The organism is Campylobacter sp. JH32, from assembly GCF_017846535.1.
In the GTDB taxonomy this organism is placed as follows: domain Bacteria; phylum Campylobacterota; class Campylobacteria; order Campylobacterales; family Campylobacteraceae; genus Campylobacter_D; species Campylobacter_D coli.
This window is the reverse complement of sequence record NZ_JAEQBS010000060.1, coordinates 1-281: the sequence shown is the minus strand read 5'-3', so window position 1 is coordinate 281 and position 281 is coordinate 1. Positions and strand designations below refer to the sequence as shown.

Below are 281 nucleotides of genomic sequence, written 5' to 3'. Positions count from 1 at the left end.
CAAAGGCATCCCCTCTAGCTGCTACAAATAATAATGGAAATTTTCGTATATAAAAATTTATTTGTTTTAAATTGTCTCTTTTAATGCAAATTCTTAAATATCTAACAGATATTTTTTCTGATAGTATAAAAATCATAGCATTATCTTTTATTTCACATAATTCACTATCAAAAGAATAAAAAATTAAATTATCTTTGGAATATTCGATATTAACTATATTAGTTTTATTATTTAGTTTTAAAACTATACACTCTAACTTTATTTCTTTTTGTAAATCAAAA

At 20.3% G+C, this 281-nt stretch carries 1 protein-coding gene; it reads right to left on the bottom strand.

The window, feature by feature from the left end:
- The coding region (locus KAR67_RS09505; protein ID WP_209830605.1) for a hypothetical protein at nucleotides 1-281 on the bottom strand (281 nt) is incomplete at both ends.